Source organism: Limnobaculum eriocheiris (assembly GCF_021010575.1).
GTDB classification, from domain to species: domain Bacteria; phylum Pseudomonadota; class Gammaproteobacteria; order Enterobacterales; family Enterobacteriaceae; genus Limnobaculum; species Limnobaculum eriocheiris.
On sequence record NZ_JAJNAG010000012.1, the window covers coordinates 1 to 24,226 of the forward strand.

Here is a 24,226-nt window from a genome sequence, read left to right on the forward strand (position 1 = left end):
GGGGAGCAAGCTCCCCTGTGCTACCGCCCGACTTGCATGTGTTAGGCCTGCCGCCAGCGTTCAATCTGAGCCATGATCAAACTCTTCAATTAAAAGCTTGATGCTCAAAGATTACTTTCAATAATTCTCAATGAATTACTGTCTGGTCACTCTTTAAGACTTGGTATTTTTTTGTGTCGCTACACCGAAGTGCAGTGACGTGAGATACCGTCTTGTGAGTGCCCACACAGATTGTCTGATAAATTGTTAAAGAGCATGGCCGACAGAAAGCTGCGCTTCCCGCGGCACGGGCTGCGTATACTACGCCATCCCGCGTCAGAGTCAAGTGTTAAATCACAGATTTATGCACGGTAACGTCTGAACTGAAGCGGCTGTTGCCTGGTCAGTGGAGGCGCATTATAGGGACTCAGAATCATCTGGCAAGTGCTAATTGATAAAATTATTCTGACTGCTGATTGTTTAGCCAAAAAGCCTTCAAATTGGCTGCTCATCGAGTGATTTAAAACCAAAGTGTTGCAAAACCGGAATTAATTTCCTGGATTCATCGTCAACTTTCGAACAATAGGCCAGATTAATGAGCGGCTCTTTTTGTTGCCAGTCAACATCCGCCAACAGCGACAATACCCGACGGGCAATCGCAGCACCAGAATCAACCAACAAAGTGCCCTTTGGTAATACGGCACTCAGTTCCTCTTTCAATAGAGGGAAGTGCGTACAGCCTAATACAATGGTGTCCGGCTTTTCATCACCATCAAGCCATGGGGATAAAATAGTTCTTAACTCATCAGCACTGACTGATTTTCCATGCAATTTCTCTTCTGCCAGCTCTACCATTCTGCTGGAGCCCATCAATTCTATCCGGCAATCCTGAGCAAAGTTAGCAATTAACTCATGGGTATAAGGTCGATTAACCGTTACCTTAGTCGCCAGTAATCCTACAATGCCATTACGCGTCAGGCGAGCAGCTGGTTTTACCGCAGGAACGACACCAACAACCGGAATATCAAAATGTTCGCGCAACGCAGGGAGAGAAACCACACTGGCGGTATTGCAAGCAATAACAATAATATCAATATGATGGCGCTGACAAAGCGCCCCGACCATTTTAACGACCCGTTCAGCAATGAACTGTTCGGACTTTTCACCATAGGGAAAAGCCGCATTATCAAAAGCGTAGATGACGGATAAATCCGGCATCAATTGCCGGATTTCCTGAAATACGGAGAGCCCGCCTACGCCTGAATCAAAAACCAGTGCTGTTGGCATTGCGATCTCTCCTTATATTGCCGTTAGAAGGTATATGTTGCAGTGAGGTAATATTCCCGCCCTGCCGTTTCATAATTGCTGGCTGTTTCATACTCTTTATCAAACAGATTGGCGACTCTACCGCGAACGATGAGTTGTTCAGTTACAGGGTAAGCCGCTGACACATCAACCGTACTGTAGCTGGATAAGCGTTTTTGCTCATTCGCATACTCAGAAGTATTGTTGTCATAGCGTTTGCCATAATATTGATATGATACATCCATATCTAAACCAAGCATATTCCAATCAACCTGATATTTTGCCTTATGCTTGGAACGACGGGCTAAAACTTCATTGTCTTTATCCCGACGAGGATCCAGATATTCCAATGTAATGCGATGTTCAAACGGGCCGGCATAAAAGGTTCCGGTCCACTCAATACCTTTAATGGTAGCAGATTCAATATTGTAGTAACGCCCTTCCCAGGTCACAGGGTCGGACTCGTAGCCAATCAGATTGGTTATTTTGTTACGATATGCCGCCAGACGCCAATTTAATGGACCGGTATCCCCCTCTAACCCTGCTTCCCACTGGCGAGACTCTTCTGGTTTCAGATCGTCATTAGAGGAAATATAAAAACGTTGTGAACCATAAAGTTGTCCCAACGTTGGAGCCAGAAATCCGGTGCCATAAGAAATAGTCAGACGATAGTCAGGAATAAATTCCCATGCTGCCGCAGTTTGCCAGGTTTCATGCCAGCCAAACTGTTGGTTTTTATCGGTTCTGAATGCACCTTCCAGAGTGAAATCACCCAATGATTTTTGCCCTGTCATATATAAACCGGTGTTATCCCGTTTATAACGATCGGAGGCATAATTATCAGAAGACTCCAACTTCTCCTGACGCCAGTCGACCCCAGCGCTCACCACGCCACGATCCAACTGATAACTATTTCCCCACTGAATATTATGTTGGGTTACATCATCCAGCGAAGTGCCATCGTTATATAAACCTTTATGGCTATCGTAATTGTAATCTTTATACGTTTGGTAGCTGGCTATTAGTTGAGAAGCGTAATTTCCTTCAAGGAAACGCAATCCCATATCGTAGTTACGACTATACAATTGACGTTCGTCGCCATAGCTGCCGTCATATTCTGAATTATTACCGTATCCATAACCCCGAAAGAAACCAGAGAGTTGAGATGAAAACTGATGTTCAATTCCCGCCCAAATCGACTTACTGCGAAACCCATCGTTATCACTGTCCGGCGGATACGAAGATTTTGGCTGTATATTGAAACCACGACTGTCTTCAAAAGCACCGGCTGCCGTTAGCGTAGTTTTATCACCAACGGTATGGCGAATGCTGGCATCATAGAGTTGGTAGTGATTGGAACCCAGGCCCGCTTCCAGCTTCGCACTATCTTTTTCAGCATTGGTAATAATATTAATGACCCCACCAATAGCCTCTGAGCCATAAACCGCCGAACGCGGGCCACGAATATATTCTACGCGCTGTATCAGAGAAATAGGGATTTGGTTGAAATCAGCGGTTCCCATAATACCGACTACCGGTACTCGAATGCCGTCCACCAACACCAGCACGTGACGAGATTCAGTTCCTCGTACATAGAGCGTTGATAACTGGCCGCGGCCACCGATCTGGGATATATCAACCCCCGGTAAACGACGTAAAACATCGGTTAAGCTTTTTGATTGCCAAAGATCAATCTGGTCACGATCGACCACATCCATAGGAGCCAATACCGTAGATACCGGTTGAGGAAACCGGTTAGCAGTGACGACTATCTTTTCGCTCTCTTCCTGAGCCCAAACGGAAAAGGCCACAGCAGAAAGCGCTACGACTAATACTTTCTTTTTTATAGACATAACATTAAGCATCCAACTTAAGTTGCAGGATGCCGCAAAAAAACAGCACGTATACGCGACGGCTGCAATCAATGCGACAGAATACCGGCAGGTCTTCGGGCTCAAGGAGATTAATTTAACAACGACTTCCCATCTGTAACGACAGTGTCTGCCCTTCTCCAACCTTATTTGGTGGAGCAGGCGGTTGCTATTTCCTGTTTACCGCTGCGCGTCAGCTCTGGATTTACACCAGATTCCCTTTTAACTCTGATGGGAGGCCGGAACACACACATGCTACAAGCAATTCTGTATGGATGTCTAGACTGCTATTGTTTTTTAATCATTTATCAAAGCTGGACATCACGTCATCATTCCCTACAATTCCGCCTTACTAAATGAATTCGTGATACTGATACCTGAGAAGACTTATGACTCCAGAGATGCTGCCTACCGACCAATACGATGCCCAACTGGCAGATAAGAGACATCGACTAATTTCGATGATGTCCCCCTATTCTGCCCCTGAGCCAGAAGTATTTCGTTCACCACTTCGCCATTATCGTATGCGGGCAGAATTCCGGATCTGGCACGAAGGTGACGACCTGTACCACATCATGTTCGATCAGGTGACCAAACAGCGAATCCGGGTTGATGTTTTCCCTGCTGCCAGTGAACTCATTAACCAACTGATGCCAAAACTGTTGGCCGGAGTTAAACCTCATTCTTCACTACGCCACAAGCTATTTCAGATTGATTATCTCTCCACGTTTAGCGGTGAAATTGTGATTTCTCTGCTTTACCATCGCCAGTTAGACGACCTGTGGTTGCAGCACGCAAAACAGTTAAGAGACGATTTACGTTCTCGTGGTTTTAATCTTCAACTCATTGGCCGGGCATCAAAACAAAAAATCTGTCTGGATCGTGATTACGTTGATGAACGTTTACCCGTTGGTGGGAAGGAGATGGTCTATCGCCAAACGGAAAACAGCTTCACTCAACCTAATGCGGCGGTAAATATCCATATGCTGGAATGGGCAATTGATGTTACTCAGAATTCGAAAGGCGATTTACTAGAACTCTATTGCGGCAACGGCAATTTCTCTTTAGCACTGGCGCGTAATTTTAACCGGGTGCTGGCAACTGAAATCGCTAAACCATCGGTTGCCGCTGCCCAGTTCAATATTGCCGCTAATCAAATCGATAACGTACAAATTATTCGTATGGCGGCGGAAGAGTTTACTCAAGCAATGCTGGGTGTCCGGGAGTTTAATCGTTTGAAAGGCATTGATTTAACCAGCTATCAATGCGAAACCATTTTTGTCGATCCTCCGCGTAGCGGGTTAGATCGGCAAACGGTGAAAATGGTACAGGCTTACCCAAGAATTTTGTATATCTCCTGCAACCCGGAAACTCTGTGTGAGAATCTGTTAACCCTTAGCCAGACACATCAGATTTCTCGTCTGGCACTGTTCGATCAGTTTCCTTATACCCACCACATGGAATGCGGAGTTCTGTTAGAAAAAAGGGCCTGAACAAGACAATAAAAATAAAAAAGCCCCAATATCTATTGGGGCCAGTTTGTACATCAAATTATAATGGTTATTGTTTTTAAATGAACAGCATTAGTCCATTTGTTTTACTGCTTTATGACGGGTTGTAATCTTTAGTTTATAACCAATCCAGAATACCAACGCGACACAAATAATCGTCAATAAAAAGTTAGAACCCATCCCCGTATATTCAGCCCGAATAATCGCACTGTACAGGAATAATCCCAACAGAAAACAGGAGAAAGCCAGCATTGGCGTTCCTTCAGGCATAGGCTGAGTCACATAGCGCTGATGCAAACAGTAAATAGAAAAACCCAAAGCGATTAACGGAAAAATCGAAAAGGCAATTACTGAATCAAACAGCGCATTAAACGATCCGTTAAGCGATATACCGGCAATAAATGCCAACAGTAGCGTCGCGTATTCTTTAGTCACTTTTTCTGTCATCGCTCTTTCTCCTTTATTCATTCGTCATGCTTCTATTCGTGAAGCAATACACCTTTCTCTTGTTCACGGCGATACAGGTAGTACACGCCTTTTGAAATCATTCTTAACTGTAAGACTAACCTTTCTTCTAATAGTTTACGTTGGGCTATATCAATATCTAACGCTTCTGCACCAGCACTAAATACGATGGTTACCATCGCTTCGGCCTGAGCCTCTGAATAGCTGCGCGGCATCTGGTTTGCCAGCTCCAGATAATCTGCAAGTTCAGCAATAAAATGTTGGATTTCTCTGGCAACCGCGGCCCGGAACGCCGCAGAAGTGCCAGAACGCTCTCGTAATAATAGACGAAATGCGTTGGGATTATCGCCAATGAATTCCATAAAGGTCGCTACCGAAGTACGGATCACGCTGCCGCCTTTAGCAATACGCTGACGAGCCTGACGCATAAGTTGACGTAGCATTAAACCGCTTTCATCAACCATGGTTAATCCCAATTCATCCACATCACGAAAGTGACGATAAAAAGAGGTTGGCGCAATGCCGGCTTCGCGAGCCACTTCTCTCAGGCTTAAGCTGGCAAAACTTCTTTCTGCACTTAGCTGACTAAAAGCCGCCTGAATCAATGTACGGCGAGTACGCTCTTTCTGTTGTGCTCTGACGCCCATCACGCCTGAATCCTTACTTATCATTTTGCGGCTTCAAATATCAACGGTTGGCATCAAAACCATTAACCGTAAATTGTGTTAAAACCTGACCGTTGAGAAAGTAAAAGAAATATCACTTTTGCCCCAACCGACAGCGTAATCATCCAATTGCAGCAATCTTTTTCTGTTCTGATTCAATCACGCCTGGCATATGTCCGGCGATCGTCTCGGCCAGTTGCTCATAACGAGCCCGTAGTGGAGACCCCGGACGGTAAACTAAACCGATAGTTCTTTTTGGCTCTGGTTTATAGCACGGTAAATAACAAATGCCATCACGCTCTTTCTCCGCAGGCGTTGCCAGCAACGGCAGCAAAGTAATGCCGCTGGCTGCCGCAACCATGTTACGCAGCGTTTCCAGACTGGTGGCACGGAAATGTGAATCTTCATCCGCCCCCGCCTGAAAGCAGAATCCCAAAGCTTGCTCTCGCAGACAGTGACCATCTTCCAACATTAATAACTTTTCACCGGCCAATTCAGACATCACAATCTTGTCCCGTCCTGCCCATGGGTGATCGGAATAAATTGCCAAACGCATAGGTTCATCATATAGAGGAATCTCAATAAAAGATTCTGTCTCTTTTACCAGTGCCAGAATGGCGCAATCCAGCTTACCGCTATCTAACTGAGCCAACAGATCTTTAGTCTGTGCCTCGTGCAGATACATTTCCAGTTTAGGAAATTCTTTATGCAACATAGGGATAATGTGAGGCAGCAGGTAAGGCGCTACTGTTGGAATCAGACCAATATGCAATGGCCCGGACATGGTTTCACCCTGTTGGCTGGCCATTTCTTTTAATACTTTAACTTCCCGTAACACTTTTCTGGCCTGATCGACCAGTAACATCCCTGCCTGAGTGAACAGCACTTTACGGCTGGTTCTCTCCAGCAACATGACACCCAGCTCATCTTCCAGTTTACGAATTTGCCCACTCAGCGTTGGCTGGCTCACATGGCAAGAATCTGCAGCACGCCGGAAGTGGCAATGCTCAGAGAGTGCAACCAGGTATTCCAGATCGCGAATATTCATAGCTTAATCCCTTGCGTTTAGATAGACGGTAACAATAGATAGGATAGCGACTAACGATTATACCTATTAATCCCCGATATGGATAATCCTCATTAACAAAAACTTGTCGCGTGTCGATAAAAATTAATACCAAATTCAACTAATACAGACAGAGGTTAAAGCATGTTTACCACTCAGGAAGGAAAGAAAGTCCCTACAACCGTATTCCATACCCGTCAGGGAGACAAATGGATCGACATCTCTACCGACGAGCTGTTTGCCAATAAAACCGTCGTTGTTTTTTCTCTGCCTGGTGCATTTACCCCAACATGCTCTTCCAGCCATCTGCCGCGCTATAACGAACTGGCACCCGTATTCAAACAGTACAGCGTTGACAGCATATTGTGCACTTCAGTTAACGATACCTTTGTTATGAACGCATGGCAATCTGAGCAACATGCCAGCAATATTACTTTCATTCCTGATGGTAACGGTGAATTCACTAAAGGCATGAACATGCTGGTAGAGAAAGCTGATTTGGGATTTGGCCCGCGCTCGTGGCGCTACTCGATGCTGGTTACCAACGGCGTCATTGAAAAAATGTTCGTTGAGCCAAACAAGCCAGGTGACCCGTTTGAAGTATCTGACGCGGATACCATGCTGAAGTACCTAGCCCCGGACTGCAAACTGCAAGAATCTATCTCTGTATTAAGCAAACCGGGCTGTCCATTCTGTGCTAAAGCTAAACAAATGTTACAAGAGCGCGGCCTTCAGTATGAAGAGATCGTTTTAGGCACTGATGCAACAACCATTAGCCTGCGCGCTATTAGCGGTCGCTCAACGGTTCCACAAATCTTCATTGGTGGACACCATATCGGCGGTAGCGATGATTTAGAAAAGTATTTTGCCGCTAATAAGCAGGCAGAGACTGTTTGAAACCCAATTTAAACCACTCTATTTAAAGTTAGCCAATGGTAAGTTTTGGCGGACGCTGGTCCGCCTTTTTTTTTGTATTTCAGGAGCCTTAAGGATGAAAAGATTACAGGTGGATGTTGCTGTTATTGGTGGGGGAACAGCAGGACTGGGGGCTTATCGGGCAGCAAAGCGATTTACTCCCAACGTCGTCATGATTGAAGGCGGCCCCTATGGAACAACCTGTGCCAGAGTAGGCTGTATGCCATCCAAACTCCTTATCGCCGCCGCAGAAGCTGTACATCATATTGAAGTCGCCCCGGGATTTGGTGTTCATCCACAGGGTGAAACCCGTATTGACGGAAAAGAAGTCATGGATCGCGTTAAACGTGAACGTGACCGCTTTGTTGGCTTTGTGCTGGAAGGGGTTGGAGAAATCCCTGCGCAGGATAAAATTGAAGGCTATGCCCATTTCATTGATGACAATAACCTTACAGGTAGACGAGCACACTCAAATTCAGGCTAAACGAATTGTCATTGCAACAGGATCCCGGCCAAGCTGGCCTTCGCACTGGAACGATCTTGGTGACCGTCTGATTATTAATGACGACGTATTTAACTGGAATGATTTACCGACCTCTGTTGCCGTATTTGGGCCCGGCGTTATTGGGTTAGAGTTGGGGCAGGCTCTGCATCGTCTGGGTGTAAAAGTGACCATGTTTGGTGTAGGCGGAGCGGTCGGCCCACTAACCGATGGGATTATTCGTCAATATGCCGCAAATACGCTAAGTAAAGAGTTCCCGCTTTATCCTGATGCTAAAGTAGAGCTGATGGAACGCCGGAACAATGGTGTATTTATTCGCTATCAGGATGACTTGGGACAAACTCAGGAAATTCTGGTGGATTACGTTCTGGCCGCCACGGGACGTCGCCCTAATGTTGACAATATTGGTCTGGAGAATACCTCACTGGAACTTGATGTTCGCGGGGTACCCGTTGCCGATCACCTGACCATGCAAACCAGCGTTTCTCATATTTTTATCGCCGGAGATGTCAGCAATCAGTTACCACTCTTGCACGAAGCCAGCGATCAGGCACGTATCGCCGGTGAAAATGCAGGAACATATCCGGAAATTCAGCCTGGCCTGCGCCGTAGCGCTATTTCGGTGGTATTTTCTGATCCGCAAATTGCCATGGTTGGTTCAACCTACCGTGAATTAAATCAGAAATTTAGCGCCTGTGGCTGCTTCGAAATTGGCGAAGTTTCTTTTGAGAATCAGGGGCGTTCACGGGTAATGCTGCGTAACAAAGGGCTATTGCACGTATATGGTGAACAGGGAACCGGTCGCTTCCTTGGTGCCGAAATGATGGGGCCAAATGTTGAACATATCGCTCATCTGCTGGCATGGGCTCATCAGCAGCAAATGACCATTGGCCAAATGCTGGATATGCCATTTTACCATCCAGTTATTGAAGAAGGATTAAGAACGGCATTACGCGATCTAAACGCCAAATTAAGATTAGGCAATGATGAGATAGAACGCTGCCAACGCTGTCCTGGTGAATAAAACCACCATTTGCTGTTTTGTCCGTTGAAAGTACCAGCCAATTCCCTATAAATATAGTGGCTGGTACTTTTTAACACACATTTATCTGGTGAAATAATCTAAGCATTGGGGCATAAAAGCACCACTCTATTTGTTAAATATACCCCTCATTTTCATCAAGAGCTGTAATATAAACAACAGGTAAGAAAGATCCTACACGTTTTAAAGAAACCACTTTCTTTATTTAGTCAGTTTGCGGCTATTACACTATTTACCTGATGGCGTTTAAATAGTAGTAGACAGCGTAATGTCTCTTATATAACTTACGCCCACGCCCCAGATAAATTGACATGGAACGCATTCGTTTTTGGAATAGATGGAATTATTTTTTTCTCAAAAATACAATTATATAAAATCATTTTCATTACTAATAACACTGATCCCTTTGATTAGTGAGGCTGCCCCTGAACTTAAAGAAATCAACGATCAGCAAATTATTAATCAACAAGAACGACAAAAAGCATTAGAACAGCAACTCTCCCCGGATCGCCCTGATGTACGTACCGAATTACCCGCTGGCAGTTCAACTATCAAGCAATTTCCTACAGAGGAGACCTGCTTTCCCATCGAACAGGTGGAATTGAGCGGCAGCCAGTATCTGACTAACTGGTTATCACTCCAGACTATTGCTAATCAGGCTAATGGTCAGTGTCTGGGAGGAGAAGGCATCAACTTATTGATGAGTGCTCTGCAAAATCGCTTGATAGACCGAGGCTACATCACCACGCGCGTATTGGCTCCCCCACAGGATTTAACTCGTGGTAAACTGGAGTTAAAAATACTGGAAGGGGAAGTCAGTCATATTCTATTGTCGCCAGATAGCGATCATTATATTCAGACCTTCAATACTCTTCCCGTGTCCGAAGGTGATTTGCTCAATCTGAGAGATATTGAACAAGGGCTGGAGAATTTACGTCGGGTTCCAACAGCTCAGGCTGATATCAATATGATGCCGGGACAAGAACCCGGGGAAACCGATCTGGTCATTACCTGGAAACAGAGTCGTCAATGGCGATTGGGTGCCTCACTGGATGATTCAGGTACCGTAAGTACCGGTCGTTATCAGGGAGGACTCACCCTGTACGTGGATAATCCCCTGTCGCTTAACGATACTTTTTATATTTCCGGCGGTCACGATTTACAATGGAAAAACGATCGGGGAAGCCACAACTACGCCGCTCATTATTCCGTACCCTATGGTTACTGGAATCTGAATACAACTACCAGTGCCTACAGCTATAACCAAAAAGTTGCCGGCCTGATAGAGAACTATAACTACAGCGGTGACAGTAAAAATCTGACCTTTGGCTTAAGTCGTTTATTACATCGTGATGCATCACAAAAAACCACATTTACATATGATGTATTACTAAGAGAAAGTCGCAATTACATTAATGATACCGAGGTAGAAGTTCAGCGTCGGAATACTGCTGCATGGCGCGTAGGAATAATGCATCGTCACTATATTGATGCTATTACACTGGACGCCGGCATCACCTACCAGCAAGGTACCCGCTGGTTTGGCGCGCAACCTGCACCTGAAGAATACGTTGGGCAAGCTACCGCGTTGAGTAAAATAACCCAACTGTCTGCTAATCTGGATTGGCCTTTTAACCTGTTTGAACAACAATTCAGCTTCCGCACTCAGTATCAACGCCAACTTCCCTCAAGTACCGCACTGACCTCTCAGGAGCGTTTCTCCATCGGTGGTCGCTACACGGTGCGTGGCTTTGATGGTGAATTGAGCCTGTCCGCAGATCGCGGATGGTTTACACGTAATGAATTAGCCTGGCGAACACCGCTGCCAGCGCAAGAGCTGTATGTTGGTATGGATTATGGCGAAGTCGGTGGCCGTGGAAGTGATTACCTGCTGGGGAAACATCTGGCGGGTGCCGTTCTGGGGCTAAGAGGCTATGCCTTTCGCACCAGCTATGATGTTTTTGCCGGAGTCCCCACTTCGAAGCCGGATGGCTTCCACACCGATCCGGTGACGTTGGGGTTCAACCTTAACTGGCAATATTGAGACTGCATGGATGCTAAATTTACTTGATAGAAAGATAACAAATAATAATTATTATGCCTTTGAAATAAAAAGGATTTATTTATGAACAAGAATTTGTATCGCGTGATTTTCAACCGGGTACAGGGTATGCTAATAGTGGTTCCTGAGATAGCGGGAACTCACTCGGCAGAAGGCCCCTCATCTGGCCGTGGACAAACATTTGGTCAGCTCATTGCTGGCCTGTCCCCGCTGGTATTGATGACCAGTATCGCGTTGGGTTTAATCAGCGTCAGTTTACCTGCACAAGCCGATATTGTGGCCGACCCAAATGCACCGGGCAATCAGCAGCCAACCGTTCTCGGTAGCGGTAATGGAACACCGCAGGTTAATATTCAGACTCCCAGCGCCGGGGGCGTATCTCGCAATACCTACAGCCAGTTTGATGTGGATAATCGCGGAGCCATTCTTAATAACTCAGGTACATCAGTACAGACACAGTTGGGCGGCTATATTGATGGCAACCCTAACATGGCTCAGGGCAGCGCGAAGATCATTTTGAATGAAGTAAACTCTCGTAACCCAAGCCACCTGAATGGTTATGTGGAAGTAGCCGGACAGAAAGCGCAAGTGGTTATTGCTAACCCATCTGGCATAACCTGCGACGGTTGTGGATTCATCAACTCCAATCGGGCAACGCTAACTACCGGTACGCCGGTAATGAACAATGGTAATCTTGAAGGTTATGATGTTCATCAGGGAAAAGTCACCATTCAGGGCAAAGGGCTGGACGGTAGTAAACAAAGTTATACCGATATCGTCGCACAATCCGTCGAGGTTAATGCTGGCGTCTGGGCCAATGAATTAAATGTAGTCACCGGCAAGAACAAAGTTAGCGCTGATACCAAACGGGTGGAAAAGCAAGGTAGTAATGATACCAACAGTCCACAGTTCTCTGTTGATGTATCCGCACTGGGTGGGATGTATGCCAATAGTATTCGCATGGTGGGCACCGAAAACGGCGTAGGCGTGCGTAACGCCGGTAATATTGGTGCTCAGGCAGGTTCTGTAGTCATTACTGCCGACGGTCGCATTGAGAATAAAGGCACTATCAGCAGCGCGCAAAGCCTGCAAATATCCACTCAGCAAGGCATCAATAACCAGGGTACGCTACAAGCTCAACAGGATGTTACTCTTACCGCCCAAGGCAAAATAGAAAACACTAATGCCGGTAAAATTAGCGCTGCAGAAAATACTACCGTCACTACCCAGGATAACCTGACTAACCGGGGAACGATCGCTGCCAGTAAAAAAGCCACAATCAAGAACAATGCCAATACCAGCAACAGCGGTACTATTGTTGCAGGTCAGGAGCTGTCAGTTTCTACTAATACTCTTGATAACAGTGGTACCTTAAAGAGTCATGGTCATACCACAATCAATACTCAAGGATACCTCAATAATGTAACTGGCTCCCAAATCATCAGCGAAGGTTTCCTTCGTATTGATAACGGTGGCAACCTGATGAATCAGGGTGACATCAGTGCATCCGCCGGTGCAGAACTAACCAGCCAAAGCACGTTTATTAACAGCGGTATCTTATACAGTAAGGGCGATTTGTGGATTAGCGCCGAACAGTCAATTTCTAACCAGGGTACTATCAGTGCTGAGCATAACCTGAACCTGACGACTTACGGTTCGTTATTTAATCAGGAGATGATTTACGGTAAGGGTCTGGTTTCACTAAATGCTGGCGGCAACATTACTAATCAGGGCACTATTGGCTCTGACAGTAGCTTAAAACTGGCGACTACGGGTAGCCTGTTAAATAGCGGTTTTCTACAGAGCCGGAGAGCACTTGAAGTTCATACAGATAACGGCATAAATAATAGCGGTACTATCAACACCAATAGCGACCTGAGCCTGGTGACTAAAGGAAGTTTGAAAAATGATGGTACGATTTATACCAAAAATAACGCCACCATCAACGCAACTGGCCTAATCACCAATACAGGAATGATCGGCGCAGACCGCAATCTGACACTAACCACTGCCGATTCATTGCGTAACCGAGGCACCCTGTACAGTAAGGGAACCGGAAATTACCGTATCGATGGCGACTTCATCAACAGCAAATTAATGCGCAGTGAAGATCAACTCTTATTGAATGCCGATGGCTCGATTATTAACGAAGCGGATATTTTCGCCTTTGCTGGCCTTAACCTGAGCTCGGGGCAAAACTTCTATAATCGTTCTAAAGTGTATAGTGGCGGTGAGATGAATCTGAGAGTCGCTAATAATATTGTTAACTCATCAGCGCTGGTGGCATTAAATAATATCATGTTAGTTGCCACCAGCGTCAATAATACCAATGAAGCTCTACTCGCCGCTGGCGTAAACGACAATGGCGAAATGGCAGGCCACGGCAATATTACTATCAACGTTGAGCAACCGGCTAACCTGCAAGGACAAATTGTTGCCACAGGGGGAATCAATGTCGTTGCCAATGGAATCAACCTATCCGGTGCCCTGGTCAGTGCTGACAGCATGGTATTACAGGCCCAACATGGTGATATCAATACTGATTTCGCCCACCTGTTCTTCACTAATAGCCTGAGTGCAAAAACCACCAGTAACTGGAGCAATCTGGGTGGCAAGCTGTATGCAGACCAACTAACGTTAAATGCTGCTTCACTGGATAATGATGCATCGGGTGAAATCAGGGCGAATACAACTCGGTTAAATATTAACGGAACACTAACCAACCGCGGGCTGATTGACGGAGTTCTCACTGAGCTGCAGGCCCAACAAATTAATAACTATGGCAGTGGTCGTATTTATGGTACCTGGTTACACCTACAAGCCGATACCATAAATAACCGTTTTGAGAATGGTGTTGGCGCCACACTGATGGGCCGCAAAAGTATCAATATCGGCACGAATATATTAAATAACTACACCCACTCACAGATTTTCAGCGGTGGGGATATATCCGTGGGTCGGACGCTGGATAAGAATGGGCTGGCCTCTGGCTGGGCAAGTGAGATCAACAACCACAGTGCCACAATTGAAGCACGAGGAAATCTGCAACTTTCCGTCAGCCAACTCAAAAACATTAATGACAACTTTGTCGCGGAACTCCAGGAAGGCTCCGACGAGGTCACAATTATAGAAAGCGATCCGGCGAAAATTTTAGCCAGCGGCAACCTGACCATTTCTGCCGATACCGTTCTGAATGATAAAAGCCAGATTAAAGCGGGAGGCATCCTGAATATTGACGCTAACCAGATAACCGATATCAAAATTCCTGGCTCGAGTTCTGGCTATGATGTTGGCCTTCTGAAACAAAATACTGATAGCGATCAAGAGCAGCAGAAGTATCAATATATGCCTGATACTGTGTCTCAAAATTCTATGTTAAAGCCTTCCGGAACGCAGAGTTCTTCCCTATTAAAAGATAATCAAAATGTAATAAATCCTAATATGGAAAGCTATCGGCCAAATATCAATATTGGCGCAATGAATATTGACCAGGTCACAATACAGGTTAATGAAATAGACGGTCCTGGAGAAATCAACATTGTCGTCAGCTCACCCGCTCAAGATATACTATTAGCGAATGCCAACCTGCATATAGTACCTCCTGCCGTAGGTAACAGCGTTTTGGTAGAAAGCGATCCAAAATTTACACAATATAAAACCTGGTTAGCTACAGACTATATGTCCAGCAAGTTAAGAACAGATCACAATAATACGCACCAACGTTTAAGTGATAATTACCATGAGCAGCAGTTTGTTCGTGACCAAACCATTAACCTGACGGGACAACCCTCTCTAAATCATGCTACCAATGATGAAGAGCAGTACACAGCGATGATGAACGCGGGAATTGAGTTTGCTCAAAAGTATGACTTACCTTTGGGTGTGCCTCTGACTTCAGAACAGATAAGCAATTTGACTTCAGATATCATTTGGTTAATTAATCATGAAGTCATTCAGACCGATGGCTCTAAACAAACCGTTCTGATTCCTCATATTTATGCGGTTATGAAGCTATAAGAAGCCATGTTGATATGGGACTCATCAATGGATGAAAACCGTGAACCTGACAACGGGTAGTCGCCACTATCCGTTGTCTTTTATCGTTAACTGCTTCAGAACACAGTGAAATTAATCATTTTTTACCACTGCACCATGAATATCGCCCTGAGATCGAAACAAGCGCAGTTCACTTTCATCTAAAATTTGGGCTTGCTCCGCAAGCGCTGGAAAATCTCTCACCGTCCAATAACTATCAGGCACCGGCAGCCGTTCCATATTCTCTCCGGGCAAACTCAGGCGTAATAACCGATCGGTTATCCGTATAGATATGCCCTACCTGCTCATCAGAAACACTCAGCAAGTTGGCTGCGGTATCCAACAGGCTGTCGCTATAATGATGAGTACCCAGTTTATTGGCTTCAACAATATTACCAATTTGGTAAACCGGCAGCGGAATACCAATCACGCTAACCCCAAGGTTATAGCCAAATGCACAACAAGGGCGTAAACCATCAGGTGGATTTATTGGCGTAATCACCGGATAAACCTGACTGGCTGATTCAGCAGGAATCATTGACAGATTGGGGTCAGAAGGAGTTATTGGTGATACATCGTTTTTACAGGCGGCCAACAGTAACAGAAATAGCAGACTAAAATAGTGCATTTAAAAAATGCCCTTGGGCTAAATAAAAAACCATCAAAAAAGTATTATTTCCTTGTCGCTATTATATCTGGCACGCGCAGAAAAAATGGATAAGAATCTAAAACTCCCACTCTTGCCAATAATTATACCGCAAATAATAAAAAACTAATGACCAAAACAATCGAAACCCAACTAAATCAATGTAATTAACATCTCATTAATATATATAAATAATAATCCGATAGGATGGTCGTAGAACCTGCATTCCATAAAAAATATCATACTTATTTATAAAATCTTTTTATATAATTTCACCGCAATAATTTCTGAGGATAATATTTATATACTCGTATCAATGATAAATAAATTAAAAGTACAACGAAATAAATCGATTAATTTATCTGAAAAAGGACCTTGAGGACTTTATGAAAAAAACATTGCTGGCATGTGCAATTAGTTCATTACTTTTAGGCGCTTCAACCAATGCACTGGCATTTACTGAAGATGTCCGGGGGATTACGGTAAGCAATGAATTAGTTATTGCACCACCTCCTTTATCTAATGGATATATTCGTCGCTCCCAGAGCGTTTGGAAAGGTGGCATAATTAACAATAATACGGTCAGCGATGGTGGGTATATCTATATTCAGGACGGCGTTGCTAACAGCACCACCGTCAATCAAGGTGGTTATTTGATGCTGAATCCTGATGAGGGTGCTTTGATCAGAGATACTCAGGTTAATAACGGTGGCTTGCTGAGTTTTTCTAACGGTTCTCATTCTGTTGGTTATTTAAATGTAGCGCAAGGTGGTGTCGTTAGCATCCCAAATACAGTTGAGTCTATTGATATCACAACAAATACCCCATCAGCCCAATCCGGAATCACAGTTGAAAACCTGAAATTGGCAGGGCTACTTATAATAGAACCAAGTTGGATAAGTACACCACGAGAAGATATGGCCCCAGCCCCCTCAGTATTAGGTGAAAAACTTACCAGCAAAATTAATAACCTCACCCTTGAGGGTGGTAATGTTCAACTCATTCCTTACCGCGCGGGTGGTCAGTTTAACCGCTTGGAAATTCAGAATTTATCCGGTCATGGTAATTTTGAGATGGTTACCCAACTGGCTGATAACGCCGGTGATTTTATTAACGTATCGGGTAGCGCTACCGGCCAGTTTGGTGTGAAAGTTACCGATAGTGGTAAAGAACCCTCCGCTGCTGCTCCCTTAACCTTAATACATACCAATCAGGGTAATGCGGCATTTAACCTGACCAACGCCAGTGGCACAGTCGATCTGGGCGTGTATCAATATAAACTCTACAGTACCCGTAATGGTGACAGTACTGACTGGTATCTGAATACCTCACCAGAAAAACCGACGGACAGCCCGGCAACAGAACAGACCAGCCAGCCTGCCGCATCGGGAAATGTAACATCGAATTCCGGCAGCAAAATGCTGAGTAATAGCGCCAAAGGCGTACTCAATATGGCCGCGGCACCGCAGTATATTCTGTCAGCCGAGCTTTCAACCCTGCGTCAACGTCAGGGTGACTTAACGCTGGATCAAGATGGCAGCGCTGGCGTATGGGCTCGTTATACCAACGATAACAGCCGAATCTCCGATCACCACAATACCGGTTTTAAAAACAACTTAAACGGACTGGAGATTGGCGGCGATAAACAACTCGACCTCAGTCAGGGTAAACTACTAATAGGTCTGTTTACTTCTTATAGTAACACCGGTGTGAAATTCGATCAGGGTGGAAACGGTGAAGTTCGCAGTTATGGCGGTGGTGCTTATCTGACCTATCTGGATAGCTCAGGTTTCTATATTGATACTGTAGTTAAAGGAAACCATCTGAGCAATGATATTCATACTCAGAGCAACAGTGGATATATAGCAAAGGGTAACTATAATCAAAATGCTATCACCGCATCCCTTGAAGGCGGGTACAACATTCCTTTATGGCAAACTTACTCTGCAGAACCTTACGCCAAAGTACAGTATTCGCGTATTGAAGGGGCAGATTACAGATTAAGCAATGGTATGTATTCCAACATTGACGATACTGATAGCGTACAGGGTGAAATGGGAACTCTGTTAACTACTGCTTTTACCGCCAATGAAATGACCGTAAAACCTTATATAAAGCTGGCCATTGCCCGCGAATTTATTAAATCGAATAATGTGAGCATCAATAACATCGACTTTAATAATAATTTCTCGGGTAATGTTGGTAAGTATGGATTGGGTATTGGTGCCTCAGTAAGCAAGAATGCATCAGTATATACTGAAGTAGATTATCAAAATGGCAATAAGGTGGAAACGCATGTTCGAGTTGATGCAGGGTTCCGAATTCGCTTCTAATATGTAACAATGAAACACATTGACCCCATAATAATACTATGGGGTCAGGTTATATTTATTATTAATGATTCAAAAACCGATGATGAATTCAATATGGAAATATTTTGGACAAATTAACATAAATTATTTAATTAAAAGTTATCGATAACTTACTTTCATAACTGAATGGAAGTATTGAAACTCACTTATCATCTGTAATTTATAACCTGAATATATTTCTATATTTTTTACAATAACATAAAAGCTACGGGCTTTTAATATAAACAATACCACGAGGGTAATTAATGAATAAGGCTATTTTATCAGCAATGATGTTGCTGGCTTTAGGTTCCACTCAAATCTCTCAGGCACAAGAGCAAACCATTACATTGGGTTATTCTCAAAGCCACTTTGAAGATTTTGGTAAGGTTAACGGTGTGAACGTAAAATATCGTTATGAGTGGGCATCTCCATGGAGTGTCATCTCTTCATTCACCTATATGGACGGTGATACAGATAAAACATACCAACGCAACAGCTATAATGTAAAAGCCCACGGCGATGTGAATTATTACTCATTATCCGTTGGTCCAGCCTATCGTATTAATGATTACGTTAGTCTGTATACCACACTCGGGGTAGCTACCGGCAAGTTTGATTACTCTGCGGATAAATACAGTAAACAAAACCAATATATGTACCATATGAATAAGGACGGCAGTAAACATAAAACCACATTCATGTATGGTGCAGGTGTACAGATTAACCCAATGGAAAACTTCGCCATTGATGTTGGTTACGAAGGTACCCACATGGAAGACAATGGTATGCAGTTTACTTCTAACGGTTTTAACATTGGTGCCGGTTACCGTTTCTAGTTCCGTATCAGCTAAGAATTTAAAGCCCGTAAATCACAACGTATTTACGGGCTTTTTTATAAAAATATGATTGTAACAATCAAATATCTAATCGAACTTTAGCCGCATTAATTGCACTGGCAACTTGTCGAGGGTTAACACCGCCCTTAGCACAACGTTTTTCCAGGCAGGATTGCAGTGACAGTGCAGAATAGACATCTTCATCAATTACCGCATTAAACTGTTTTAACTGTGATAATGACAGCGCTTCCAGTGCCTTACCCTGCTTAATTGCTTCCAACACCGCAGACCCCACAATATGGTGAGCTTCGCGGAACGGAATACCTTTAGCCACCAGATAATCCGCCAGCTCTGTTGCATTGGCATAACCCTGCTGGGCAGCTTCCTGACAGCGGGGGCGCTTAACCTGAATACCGTCTAATACCAGCACCGCCATATGCAAACAATCCAGCCAGGTATCCAGCGCATCAAAGATACCTTCTTTGTCTTCCTGCATATCTTTGTTATAGGCTAATGGCAGACCTTTCAGCGTCATTAGCATACCGCTGAGAGCCCCCTGAACACGACCACACTTGCCACGAATCAGCTCCAGCGCATCCGGGTTTTTCTTTTGTGGCATCAGAGAAGATCCAGAAGTCACCCTATCGGACAACTCAACAAAGCCAGACTCTCCGCTGTTAAAGAAAATCAAATCTTCAGCAAAGCGGGACAGATGTACCATGCTGATGGAAGCATCAGACAGTAACTCCAGCACATGATCGCGGTCAGAAACGCTATCCAGACTGTTGCGGGTTGCGACACTAAAGCCTAACCAACCGGCTAACTGGTCGCGATCGATAGGATAAGCGGTTCCGGCTAATGCGCCACTGCCCAGCGGGCTGGTATCCATACGCTTTAATGCATCCTGCAAGCGGCTTTCATCACGGGCTAACATTTCGGTATAGGCCAGACACCAGTGGGCAAAAGTCACCGGTTGAGCGCGTTGCAGGTGAGTATATCCGGGCATGACCGCATCCTGATTCTGCTCCGCGGTTATCACCAGCGCCTGTTGTAGTTCTTTAACCGCATTCAGTAGTAGACCAACCTGCACTTTGCACCACAATTTTAAATCGGTAGCCACTTGATCGTTACGGCTACGCCCGGTATGCAATTTTTTACCCAAATCACCTACTTTACCAATCAGTTTCTGCTCTACCCAGCTATGAATATCTTCTGCATCGCTGGCTAAAATAGCTTCCGGTTCAGCCTGAACTTCAACTAACAGCTCATCTAACGCCTTTTCTAATTTTTTTTGTTCTTCAGCGGTTAATACATTGACCGTCACCAGCGCTTTTGACCATGCAACTGAGCCAATAATATCCTGCTCGGCTAAACGATAATCAAAACGCAGTGAATCATTAAACAGTTTAAAACGCTGATCCGCCGCCTGGCTAAACCTGCCGCCCCACAATGCCATATCTTTTACTCCTGAAAAATCAAAGCAATACCTATCACTTTGGATTGATAACCCAACCATATCAATGCCGATGTTAGCCCGAAGCTAACTCAGACTCTGTATTCTTATGGCAAAATCTACACTAAAGTGAAAATAAACAACATGCTAAATAGCAAAAGGGCGATACCAACATCGCCCTTTTATTATAAAACTCAATCATCAGGCCAAAGGCCCAACATACATCGATAACAAGTACAGAGAGTTTCCCGACCGGGCACAATATCAATAAACATGATGTTTACGGCCGGAATATCCAATAAAGCCACATTTGATCGAGTTAAAAGAACTACTTCTTCAACTCATTCAACGCACGAATCCGACCAGACAGCGAGAACAAGCGAATGAACCCACCCGCGTGGCTGTGATCGTATACTTCATCTTCACCAAAAGTAGCAAACTCTTCAGAGTAGAGGCTGTTAGATGATTTCTTCTGAATCGCCGTTGCCTGACCTTTATACAGCTTAACGATCACTTCACCGTTCACGTCCTGAGCCAGTGACTCCGCAGCAGCCTGAAGTGACTTACGCAGCGGTGCAAACCAGCGACCATCGTAAACCACATAAGCCATTTCCAGACCTAACTGCTCACGCCATTTGAAACTATCGCGATCCAATACCAGTTGCTCAACACCACGTAACGCGGTCACCATAATGGTGCCCCCCGGGGTTTCATAACAACCACGAGACTTGATACCCACTAAACGGTTCTCAACGATATCAATACGGCCAACGCCATGTTTAGCACCCAGCTCGTTCAATGCTTCCAGACACTTGAATGGACTCATCGCTTTACCGTTTACCGCCGTTACCCGACCTTTTTCTACCGTTACCGTAACCAGCTCTGCCTGATCCGGAGCCTCTTCAGGAGAAACGGTCCACACCCAGCAATCTTTATTCGAAGCATTCCATGGGGTTTCTAATACACCGCCTTCGGTAGAGATATGCCATGCGTTTTCATCACGGCTATAGATTTTTTCCAGTGACGCAGTAGTCGGAATATTACGCTCTTTCAGATAGGCCAGCAGCGCTTCACGGGAACGCAGGTTCCACTCACGCCATGGCGCAACCACTTTCAGATGAGGGGCTAATGCAGCATAAGTGGTTTCAAAACGCACCTGATCGTTGCCTTTACCCGTTGCACCATGGCATACCGCATCTGCACCCAATTTTAGCGCCAGTTCAACCTGAGCTTTGGCAATCAGAGGGCGGGCCATTGAAGTACCCAGCAGGTAGCTGCCTTCGTACAGTGCACCAGTTTGCAGAACCGGGTAAACATAATCTTTGATAAACTCTTCACGCAGGTCAACAACATAGCAGGAAGAAGCACCGGAATTCAGTGCCTTTTGTTCCACACCTTCCAGATCTGCACGTTCCTGACCGATATCCGCCACAAACGCCACAACTTCACAGTCACCATAGTTTTCTTTTAACCATGGAATAATCGCAGAAGTATCCAGGCCGCCAGAGTATGCTAAAACAATTTTCTTAATACCGCTCTTATTCATCACGAATTCCTTGATTGCTGAGTCTTAAAGTTATTCAGTTACTACTGGTTAATTAATATCTTACTGTTCTAAATCTGTTCTGGTCTTATCGGTTACGCCAGAATACGAGTACCTACCGGAACGCCGTTAAATAGTGCCGGCAACTGCTCCGCATTACGCCAGCTGGCAATATCCACCGGACGCCCCAGTGAACGGGCGGCATCCAGCGCTGCATTTACTTTTACCACCATACCGTCAGTGATAATGCCCTGAGCAATTAACTTTTCAGCTTTATCCGCGGTGAGTTCAGCAATGCGCTGACCTTTACCATCAAGAATTCCGCTGACATCGGACAGCAGAACTAAATCCGCCCCCAGAGTTGCAGCCAGTGCGGTCGCAGCCTGATCCGCATTGACGTTCATCAACGCCCCTTCCGGCGTAATGCCAATGGAGCTGATAATGGGTAAATAGTCACCGGCCAGTAGGGTTTGAATGAGTTTATTACTCCCGGCCTTAGCTTCACCAACATGACCTAAATCTTCAGAAAGCTGACTGACCTCTACCATATTACCATCCGCCAGACACAGGCCAATGGCATCAATATCGTGTTTTCTGGCCGCTGCCATCAGGGTCTTATTTGCTGTTCCTGCCAGCGCTCCGGTAATAGTACCGATTTGATCTTCCGGCGTGACGCGCAGACCATTACGGCGGATCACCGGCAGAGTCAGTTTTTTCATCAGCTCATCAACCAGACAGCCACCGCCGTGTACAATCACCAACTGACGCTGATACTTTTGCTTATAAGTTGCCAGAGCCACAAACAGACGTTCCATTGCTTCATCGCTGTCCAGCAAAGCACCGCCGAGTTTAATAATTAATGGATTCATCCTTCTTCTCCCTAGAGCAAGGACTGGGTTTCATTGAAGCCAAAGCGTAAATTCATACACTGTACGGCCTGAGCAGCGGCACCTTTCAGCAGATTATCCTCTGCCGATGCCACGATAATATGCTGACCATCAATGGCAAAACCGATATCGCAAAACGGCTGACCAATTACCGATTTTAGCGCCGGCATCCCTTTTTCATAGACCCGGACTAACGGTTTATTGTGATAAGCATTGTAAAACGCAGCCTTAATCTCTTCTTCACCAATGCCTGGCTTTAAACGGCAGGTAATGGTTGCCAGAATTCCGCGAGGAAAATTGCCAAGATGAGGGGTGAAAATCACCGGAATACCCAAGTGTGCAGAAATTTCAGGCTGATGGCGGTGAGTAAACACGCCATAAGGTTGCAGGCTGACCTCACAAAAACTGGTGGTCATGCTGGCCTTCCGCCCGGCGCCACTAACGCCGCTAACGGCATTGATCACTGGCCATTGTTGTTCATCCAGCAATCCCGCTTCAACCAGTGGCTTAAGCGCCAGCTGTGATGCAGTAGGATAACAACCGGCAACCGCCACTAACTGTGCCTGTTTAAGCTTTTCTGCTTGCCATTCCGCCAGACCGTAAACCGCCTTTTTTAACCAGTCACCGTGCTGATGGGCAAAACCATAATAACGTGTATAAAACTCTGGAGAATCAACCCGAAAAGCACCGGATAAATCAAACACTACGCAACCCGCAGCTAAAAACTGTGGCGCAAGGTCGTGACTGACTTCATGAGCGGTAGCCAAAAACACCACATCGACGCCTTTTGCCGCTTCGGCTACATTCGTTAATGGTTGAAGCGGTAAATCCACCAGTCCTTTTAACTGCGGATGCAAATCTGAAAATATTTTTCCCGCATCAGCACTCTGCGCTGATACCATCAAACCTTTGATATTAATTTCTGGATGACGACGTAAGTACGCTGCCAGTTCTGCACCGGTATAACCACTTGCGCCGACGATAAGTGTCTCAAGCATAAAATAAACCTGTTTAGTTGCGTACAAGGTTTGGAAACAACGGTACGCTTACGGTAATGTGAACGAATATTGCTTAAGGTACGAAATTCTG

Annotated in this window: 17 protein-coding genes, 1 rRNA gene, 1 pseudogene and 1 riboswitch; of the genes and pseudogenes, 7 read left to right on the forward strand and 12 right to left on the reverse strand. The window is 45.1% G+C overall.

The annotated features are described in order from the left end of the window. The 3 genes from LPW36_RS07400 to btuB form a co-directional block, all read right to left on the reverse strand. Positions 1–92, reverse strand: a 16S ribosomal RNA gene (locus LPW36_RS07400); the annotation flags it as partial. A 382-nt stretch (positions 93–474) separates the two neighbouring features. Further along, positions 475–1,266: a glutamate racemase gene (gene murI, locus LPW36_RS07405; protein ID WP_230608863.1), complete on the reverse strand. Its 792-nt coding sequence runs from the start codon at positions 1,264–1,266 to the stop codon at positions 475–477. A gap of 23 nt (positions 1,267–1,289) precedes the next feature. Then, on the reverse strand, positions 1,290–3,137 hold the full coding sequence (gene btuB, locus LPW36_RS07410) for a TonB-dependent vitamin B12 receptor BtuB (protein WP_230608864.1): 1,848 nt from the start codon (positions 3,135–3,137) through the stop codon (positions 1,290–1,292). A gap of 69 nt (positions 3,138–3,206) precedes the next feature. Next, positions 3,207–3,414, reverse strand: a riboswitch (cobalamin riboswitch). A 130-nt stretch (positions 3,415–3,544) separates the two neighbouring features. Between btuB and trmA the strand changes: the two genes are divergently transcribed. After that, a complete protein-coding gene (gene trmA / locus LPW36_RS07415; protein ID WP_230608865.1) occupies positions 3,545–4,648 on the forward strand; it encodes a tRNA (uridine(54)-C5)-methyltransferase TrmA in 1,104 nt (367 codons plus the stop codon). Positions 4,649–4,738: 90 nt separating this feature from the next. Here trmA and LPW36_RS07420 read toward each other — a convergent pair whose 3' ends face one another. The 3 genes from LPW36_RS07420 to oxyR form a co-directional block, all read right to left on the reverse strand. Beyond that, entirely contained in the window at positions 4,739–5,113 is a 375-nt protein-coding gene (locus LPW36_RS07420; RefSeq protein ID WP_230608918.1) for a YijD family membrane protein, read from the reverse strand. A gap of 32 nt (positions 5,114–5,145) precedes the next feature. After that, positions 5,146–5,778, reverse strand: coding sequence for an HTH-type transcriptional repressor FabR (gene fabR, locus LPW36_RS07425; protein ID WP_338085971.1), 633 nt, complete (start codon positions 5,776–5,778; stop codon positions 5,146–5,148). A 139-nt stretch (positions 5,779–5,917) separates the two neighbouring features. Further along, positions 5,918–6,844: a DNA-binding transcriptional regulator OxyR gene (gene oxyR / locus LPW36_RS07430; RefSeq protein WP_130590076.1), complete on the reverse strand. Its 927-nt coding sequence runs from the start codon at positions 6,842–6,844 to the stop codon at positions 5,918–5,920. Between the two features lie 162 nt (positions 6,845–7,006). Between oxyR and LPW36_RS07435 the strand changes: the two genes are divergently transcribed. The 4 genes and pseudogenes from LPW36_RS07435 to LPW36_RS07450 all read left to right on the forward strand — a co-directional run bounded on the left by LPW36_RS07435 (position 7,007) and on the right by LPW36_RS07450 (position 15,400). Beyond that, on the forward strand, positions 7,007–7,759 hold the full coding sequence (locus LPW36_RS07435) for a glutathione peroxidase (RefSeq protein ID WP_230608866.1): 753 nt from the start codon (positions 7,007–7,009) through the stop codon (positions 7,757–7,759). A gap of 94 nt (positions 7,760–7,853) precedes the next feature. After that, positions 7,854–9,303, forward strand: a pseudogene (locus LPW36_RS07440) (dihydrolipoyl dehydrogenase). 355 nt (positions 9,304–9,658) lie between these two features. Next, a complete protein-coding gene (locus LPW36_RS07445) occupies positions 9,659–11,365 on the forward strand; it encodes a ShlB/FhaC/HecB family hemolysin secretion/activation protein (RefSeq protein WP_230608867.1) in 1,707 nt (568 codons plus the stop codon). A gap of 81 nt (positions 11,366–11,446) precedes the next feature. After that, positions 11,447–15,400 carry a two-partner secretion domain-containing protein gene (locus tag LPW36_RS07450; RefSeq protein WP_230608868.1) on the forward strand — a complete coding sequence of 1,318 codons (3,954 nt, stop codon included), beginning with the start codon at positions 11,447–11,449 and terminating at the stop codon, positions 15,398–15,400. 111 nt (positions 15,401–15,511) lie between these two features. On the opposite strand, the gene LPW36_RS07455 is transcribed toward LPW36_RS07450, so the two are convergent. Together LPW36_RS07455 and LPW36_RS07460 are read right to left on the reverse strand one after the other, a co-directional pair. Beyond that, complete coding sequence (locus LPW36_RS07455) at positions 15,512–15,658, reverse strand: hypothetical protein (protein ID WP_230608869.1); 147 nt, start codon at positions 15,656–15,658, stop codon at positions 15,512–15,514. Next, positions 15,636–16,046, reverse strand: a complete 411-nt coding sequence (locus tag LPW36_RS07460; RefSeq protein WP_230608870.1) for a DUF4056 domain-containing protein — start codon at positions 16,044–16,046, stop codon at positions 15,636–15,638. The genes LPW36_RS07455 and LPW36_RS07460 overlap by 23 nt, the downstream gene beginning before the upstream one ends. Positions 16,047–16,450: 404 nt before the next feature. Between LPW36_RS07460 and LPW36_RS07465 the strand changes: the two genes are divergently transcribed. Beyond that, positions 16,451–18,397, forward strand: coding sequence for an autotransporter outer membrane beta-barrel domain-containing protein (locus LPW36_RS07465; protein WP_230608871.1), 1,947 nt, complete (start codon positions 16,451–16,453; stop codon positions 18,395–18,397). Positions 18,398–18,681: 284 nt separating this feature from the next. Further along, positions 18,682–19,254 carry an Ail/Lom family outer membrane beta-barrel protein gene (locus tag LPW36_RS07470; RefSeq protein ID WP_230608872.1) on the forward strand — a complete coding sequence of 191 codons (573 nt, stop codon included), beginning with the start codon at positions 18,682–18,684 and terminating at the stop codon, positions 19,252–19,254. 79 nt (positions 19,255–19,333) lie between these two features. Here the strand turns inward: LPW36_RS07470 and argH are convergent, their stop codons facing one another. From argH to argC, 4 genes are all read right to left on the reverse strand, one after another. After that, on the reverse strand, positions 19,334–20,710 hold the full coding sequence (argH, locus tag LPW36_RS07475; RefSeq protein ID WP_230608873.1) for an argininosuccinate lyase: 1,377 nt from the start codon (positions 20,708–20,710) through the stop codon (positions 19,334–19,336). Positions 20,711–21,035: 325 nt separating this feature from the next. Then, positions 21,036–22,253, reverse strand: coding sequence for an argininosuccinate synthase (locus LPW36_RS07480; RefSeq protein ID WP_230608874.1), 1,218 nt, complete (start codon positions 22,251–22,253; stop codon positions 21,036–21,038). A 92-nt stretch (positions 22,254–22,345) separates the two neighbouring features. Further along, the gene (gene argB / locus LPW36_RS07485; RefSeq protein WP_230608875.1) at positions 22,346–23,119 is read right to left on the reverse strand and encodes an acetylglutamate kinase; all 774 of its coding nucleotides are present in this window, start codon (positions 23,117–23,119) and stop codon (positions 22,346–22,348) included. A gap of 11 nt (positions 23,120–23,130) precedes the next feature. Beyond that, a complete protein-coding gene (gene argC / locus LPW36_RS07490) occupies positions 23,131–24,135 on the reverse strand; it encodes an N-acetyl-gamma-glutamyl-phosphate reductase (protein WP_230608876.1) in 1,005 nt (334 codons plus the stop codon). Between the last annotated feature and the right edge of the window lie 91 nt (positions 24,136–24,226).